4 protein-coding genes are annotated in these 5,827 nt (G+C 60.9%); all 4 read left to right on the top strand.

The features are described from left to right. The first annotated feature begins 191 nt into the window (after positions 1–191). Genes ALO64_RS00240 through ALO64_RS00225 form a run of 4 tightly spaced genes read left to right on the top strand, consistent with a single transcriptional unit; the run spans position 192 to position 5,788 of the window. Positions 192–1,355, top strand: coding sequence for an isovaleryl-CoA dehydrogenase (locus ALO64_RS00240; protein ID WP_044343975.1), 1,164 nt, complete (start codon positions 192–194; stop codon positions 1,353–1,355). 13 nt (positions 1,356–1,368) lie between these two features. After that, a complete protein-coding gene (locus ALO64_RS00235) occupies positions 1,369–2,967 on the top strand; it encodes a carboxyl transferase domain-containing protein (RefSeq protein WP_044343974.1) in 1,599 nt (532 codons plus the stop codon). Positions 2,968–2,981: 14 nt separating this feature from the next. Continuing rightward, a complete protein-coding gene (locus ALO64_RS00230) occupies positions 2,982–3,842 on the top strand; it encodes a gamma-carboxygeranoyl-CoA hydratase (RefSeq protein ID WP_010202696.1) in 861 nt (286 codons plus the stop codon). Further along, complete coding sequence (locus ALO64_RS00225) at positions 3,839–5,788, top strand: acetyl/propionyl/methylcrotonyl-CoA carboxylase subunit alpha (protein ID WP_044343973.1); 1,950 nt, start codon at positions 3,839–3,841, stop codon at positions 5,786–5,788. Before ALO64_RS00230 ends, ALO64_RS00225 begins: the two co-directional genes overlap by 4 nt. Positions 5,789–5,827 lie beyond the last annotated feature (39 nt).

Here is a 5,827-nt window from a genome sequence, read left to right as displayed (position 1 = left end):
TAGAGACATACCTGGAAGGGGAGCCCAGGCTCCCCTTCGTGCTTTCCAGCGTTTGCTTTTGCCTCCCGACTCTCCCCCACCCTCTGCGCACAAGCCTGATTGACAGCACACATCCGCAGATTTACGTTAACGTAAAGGTCATAGCCAGTCCGCATAGAATCATCTCCAAGAATAAAACATGAACGCTACCCATGAGTTACCCCAGCCTGAACTTCGCCCTGGGCGAAACCATCGACATGCTGCGCGACCAATTGCAATCCTTCGTCGCCGCAGAGCTTGCCCCGCGCGCCGCGCAGATCGACAAGGACAACCTGTTCCCAGTCGACATGTGGCGCAAATTCGGTGAGATGGGCGTGCTCGGCATCACGGTCAGCGAGAAATACGGTGGCGCAGGCCTGGGTTATCTGGCGCATGTCGTGGCGATGGAAGAAATCAGCCGTGGCTCGGCATCGGTGGCACTTTCCTACGGCGCACATTCCAACCTGTGCGTGAATCAGATCAACCGCAATGGCAGCCCGGCGCAGAAAGCCCGATACCTGCCCAAGCTGATCAGCGGCGAGCACATTGGCGCGCTGGCCATGAGCGAACCCAATGCAGGCTCGGACGTGGTATCGATGAAGCTGCGCGCCGACAAGCGTGGTGATCGCTATGTGTTAAATGGCAGCAAGACCTGGATCACCAACGGGCCTGACGCCAATACCTACGTGATCTACGCCAAGACCGATCTGCAAAAGGCTGCGCATGGCATTAGCGCATTCATCGTCGAGCGTGACTGGAAAGGCTTCTCGCGCGGCAGCAAGTTCGACAAGCTGGGCATGCGCGGTTCCAATACCTGCGAGCTGTTTTTCGATGATGTCGAGGTGCCCGAAGAGAACCTGCTGGGCACGCTTGATGGTGGTGTCAGAGTCCTGATGAGCGGCCTCGATTATGAACGCGTCGTGCTCTCTGGCGGGCCGACCGGAATCATGCAGGCCTGCATGGACTTGGTGGTGCCCTACATTCACGACCGCAAGCAGTTCGGCCAGAGCATCGGCGAGTTCCAGCTGATTCAGGGCAAGGTCGCAGACATGTACACCCAGCTTAACGCCAGCCGGGCCTACCTGTACGCCGTCGCCCAGGCCTGTGATCGTGGCGAGACCACGCGCAAGGACGCAGCAGGCGTGATCCTCTACAGCGCCGAACGCGCCACGCAGATGGCGCTGGATGCCATTCAGATTCTGGGCGGCAATGGCTACATCAACGAATTCCCGGCCGGTCGACTGCTGCGCGACGCCAAACTCTACGAGATCGGTGCAGGCACCAGCGAGATCCGGCGCATGCTCATCGGTCGCGAACTGTTCAACGAAACCCGTTGATTGCGGAGCTACCATGACCATTCTGCAGACTCGCATCAACGCCCGCTCGCCGGAATTTGCCCTTAATCGCACCGCGCTGCTCAAGCAGGTCGAAGAGCTCCGTATGTTGCTGAGCATCGTTCGCCAAGGCGGCGGGCCCAAGGCCCAGGAGCGCCATACGTCGCGCGGCAAGCTGCTGCCGCGCGAGCGTATCAACCGTTTACTGGACAGCGGATCACCGTTTCTGGAGATCGGCCAACTGGCCGCCCATGAGGTATATGGCGAAGAGGTTCCGGCCGCCGGGGTAATAGCCGGTATCGGCCGGGTCGAATGCATGATCATCGCCAACGACGCGACGGTCAAAGGTGGCTCCTATTACCCGCTGACCGTCAAAAAGCACCTGCGCGCGCAGACCATCGCCCAGCAAAACCGCCTGCCGTGCATCTACCTGGTGGACTCCGGTGGTGCCAACCTGCCGCGCCAGGACGAAGTGTTTCCGGACCGCGAACACTTCGGGCGAATCTTCTTCAATCAAGCCAACATGAGCGCACAAGGCATTCCCCAGATTGCCGTGGTCATGGGTTCCTGTACCGCAGGCGGGGCCTATGTTCCGGCCATGGCCGACGAAGCGATCATGGTGCGTCAGCAAGCCACCATCTTCCTCGCAGGCCCGCCACTGGTAAAAGCTGCCACCGGAGAAATAGTCAGCGCTGAAGACCTGGGCGGTGCCGATGTGCATTGCCGCACCTCCGGGGTGGCCGATCACTATGCCGACAGCGACGAGCACGCGCTGGCATTGGCGCGACGCAGCATCGCCAATCTGAACTGGCGCAAGCAGGGTCAACTGAACACTGTCACACCGATTGCGCCGTTGTACGCAAGCGATGACCTGTACGGCATTATCCCGGCCGACACAAAGCAGCCGTTTGACGTACGCGAAGTCATCGCGCGGTTGGTGGATGGCTCGGTACTGGATGAATTCAAGGCGTTGTTTGGCACCACGCTGGTCTGCGGCTTCGCTCGCCTGCATGGCTACCCGATCGCGATTCTAGCCAACAATGGGATTCTGTTCGCAGAAGCTGCGCAAAAAGGCGCGCACTTTATGGAACTGGCCTGCCAAAGGGGAATTCCCCTGCTGTTTCTGCAGAACATCACCGGTTTCATGGTCGGTCAGAAGTATGAAGCCGGGGGCATCGCCAAGCATGGTGCCAAGCTGGTGACCGCCGTGGCCTGCGCGAAGGTGCCGAAATTCACGGTCATCATCGGCGGCAGTTTCGGCGCAGGAAATTACGGCATGTGCGGCCGCGCCTACGACCCGCGCTTCCTGTGGATGTGGCCCAACGCGAGAATCGGCGTGATGGGCGGCGAGCAGGCAGCGGGCGTGCTGGTGCAGGTCAAGTGCGAGCAGGCGGAACGTGCCGGCCAGGCCTTCAGCGCCGAGCAGCAGGCCGAACTGAAGCAGCCGATTCTCGATCAGTACGAGCATCAAGGGCATCCTTATTACTCCAGCGCCCGACTGTGGGACGACGGAGTCATCGACCCGGCACAAACCCGCGACATTCTTGCGCTGGCCCTGTCCGCCTCGCTCAATGCGCCCATCGAACCTACCACCTTCGGCCTGTTCCGGATGTGAGGCGGGAAATGACCATGACTTCGACCTCATTCGCGACCATAGAGTTGATCACCGACCCACGTGGTTTCGCCACGCTATGGCTAAATAGACCGGACAAGAACAATGCCTTCAATGCGCAGATGATTCGCGAGTTGATCCTCGCGCTGGACCAGGTGCAAAGTGATGCCGGCCTGCGCTTTCTGCTGGTGCGCGGGCGTGGCAGGCATTTCAGCGCCGGTGCCGATCTGGCCTGGATGCAGCAGGCCGCAGAGCTGGACTACAACACCAATCTGGATGATGCCCGTGAACTGGCAGAGCTGATGTACAGCCTCGCCAAATTGAAAATCCCGACGCTTGCGGTGGTGCAAGGTGCAGCGTTCGGTGGCGCGCTGGGCCTGATCAGTTGCTGCGACATGGCCATTGCGACGGCAGATGCGCAGTTCTGCCTGTCAGAAGTACGCATAGGTCTGGCTCCAGCGGTTATCAGTCCGTTTGTGGTACAGGCCATCGGCGAACGCGCCGCGCGGCGCTACGCCCTGACCGCCGAGCGTTTCGATGGCCAGCGAGCGCAGCAGATGGGGCTGATAGCTGAGTGCTACCCGGCTGCCGACCTGCAAGCCCGCACGCAGGAGTGGATCGACAACCTGCTGCTTAACAGCCCGCAGGCCATGCGAGTCAGCAAGGAGTTGCTGCGCGAAGTCGGTAGCGGCGAACTCACACCCGCATTGCGTCGCTACTGTGAAAGCGCCATCGCGCGCATCCGCACCAGCGCCGAAGGCCAGGAAGGCCTGCGCGCCTTCCTGCAAAAACGTACACCCGGCTGGCAGCCACACGGCGATCAAACGCCAGCAGCGCTTGCAGCCCGGCAAGAATCACAGAAGGACTCGCAATCATGAGTACCCCAGAGCTGACCACGCTGCTGATCGCCAACCGCGGTGAAATTGCCTGTCGCATCATGCGGACCGCGAAAACCATGGGGCTCACCACAGTCGCCGTGCACAGTGCCATTGACCGTGACACACGGCATAGCCGTGAGGCTGATATCCGTGTGGACCTTGGAGGCAGCAAGGCAGCAGAAAGCTACCTGGCGATCGACAAGCTTATCGATGCGGCCAGGGCAAGCGGTGCACAAGCGATTCACCCCGGCTACGGTTTTTTGTCCGAAAATGCCGACTTTGCCCGTGCCATTGAAGAGGCAGGGCTGATTTTCCTCGGCCCACCCGCCTCGGCCATCGACGCCATGGGCAGCAAATCTGCCGCCAAGGCGCTGATGGATCAAGCTGGCGTGCCATTGGTGCCTGGCTATCACGGCGACGCACAGGACATCGAGACGTTCCGCAGCGCCGCTGAACGCATCGGTTACCCCGTGCTGTTGAAAGCCACGGCAGGCGGTGGCGGCAAAGGCATGAAGGTGGTGGAGCGCAGCGGCGAAATGGCCGAAGCGCTGGCCTCTGCGCAACGCGAGGCGCTCTCATCGTTCGGCGACGCGCGAATGCTGGTGGAGAAATACGTCCTCACTCCGCGCCACGTCGAGATTCAGGTGTTTGCCGACCGCCATGGTCACTGTCTCTACCTCAATGAGCGCGACTGCTCCATTCAGCGCCGACACCAGAAGGTCGTCGAAGAAGCACCTGCGCCCGGCCTGACACCCGAACTGCGCAAAGCCATGGGTGAAGCGGCGGACAAGGCCGCACAGGCAATCGGCTACGTGGGTGCAGGCACGGTGGAATTCCTGCTGGACGCGCGCGGCGAGTTTTTCTTCATGGAGATGAATACCCGCCTGCAAGTCGAGCACCCGGTGACCGAGTACATCACGGGCCTGGATTTGGTGGAATGGCAGATTCGGGTGGCCAGAGGCGAACCGCTGCCTATTACTCAGGAACAAGTGCCACTGATCGGTCACGCCATTGAGGTCCGGTTATACGCCGAAGACCCGGCCAACGATTTTCTGCCTGCGACCGGCACGCTGGAACTCTACAGAGAATCCGCGTCCGGCCCCGGCAAGCGTGTGGACAGTGGCGTTAGCGAGGGTGACAACATTTCACCCTTCTATGACCCCATGCTCGGCAAACTGATTGCCTGGGGCGAAAACCGTGAGCAGGCCCGTTTGCGCCTGCTCGCTATGCTGGATGAGTTTGCAGTGGGCGGTGTCAGAACCAACCTCGCATTTTTGCGCAGAATCATCGCCCATCCGGCGTTTGCCGCCGCGGAACTGGACACCGGCTTCATCCCCCGCTATCAGGATAAATTGCTGCCGCAAACGGGTGAACTGTGTGAGGAACTCTGGCAGGCCGCCGCCGAGGCCTTCAGCCAGAGCGAAACGGCACGCGTCGATCAAGCCGACCTGCACTCGCCCTGGGCGGTCACGACAGGCTTTCGCGCAGGCCTGCCTGCAGAGACGGATCTGCGACTGAGCTGCAATGGTCAAACCCGAACCGTCTACCTGCGCAACAGCAGCGACTCACCGTTCAAACTCAGCAACGAACATCTGGCTGTCGAGCACAACGGTGTGCGCCGCTCGCATCTGGCGATACGCCGTGGCAATGCGCTTTACCTCAAATGGCAAGGCGACCTGCACACCATCAACCGACTGGACCCCATCGCGCAGGCCGACGTCAGCGATAGCCAGCGTGGCGGCCTGACCGCCCCCATGAATGGCAGCATAGTGCGCGTGCTGGTTGAAGTGGGTCAGGCGGTCGAGTCCGGGGCGCAACTGGTGGTGCTGGAGGCCATGAAGATGGAACACCGCATCCGCGCAGCCAGTGCCGGAGTCGTTACAGCGCTTTACTGCCATGAGGGAGAGATGGTCAACGAAGGCGCAGTACTGGTGGAACTGACCTGACCACCAGCGACGGCCGCACACGAAAACGCCCTGAACAGT

It is taken from the genome of Pseudomonas meliae (genome assembly GCF_001400515.1).
Lineage (GTDB): Bacteria > Pseudomonadota > Gammaproteobacteria > Pseudomonadales > Pseudomonadaceae > Aquipseudomonas > Aquipseudomonas amygdali.
Note: the sequence above shows the minus strand (reverse complement) of the source record. Positions and strands in the feature narration are given on the sequence as shown.